This window comes from Streptomyces durhamensis (genome assembly GCF_000725475.1).
Lineage (GTDB): Bacteria > Actinomycetota > Actinomycetes > Streptomycetales > Streptomycetaceae > Streptomyces > Streptomyces filipinensis.
The window spans coordinates 1-235 of the sequence record NZ_KL647055.1; the positions used below are offsets into that span (position 1 = coordinate 1).

The 235-nt window shown below is 74.9% G+C and carries 1 protein-coding gene; it reads right to left on the bottom strand.

Translation table 11 applies throughout. The features are described from left to right. Positions 1 to 235, bottom strand: a 235-nt coding sequence (locus IO33_RS51625; RefSeq protein WP_031174570.1) for a hypothetical protein, incomplete at both ends; no start/stop codon positions are given.

Genomic DNA, 235 nt, shown 5'->3' on the forward strand with positions numbered 1-235 from the left:
CTACGGCCGGCGCGACCGCGACGACAACCGCGGTGGTGGCTACGGCGACCGCGGCGGCGACCGCGGAGGCGACCGCGGAGGCTTCCGCCGTGACGACCGCCGTGACGACCGGCGTGATGACCGCCGTGACGACCGGCGTGACGACCGGCGTGGTGGCGGTTACGGCGACCGCGGCGAGCGTGGTGGCTTTGGCGGTCGTAGGGATGACCGTCGTGAGGGTGACCGTGGGCCGCGT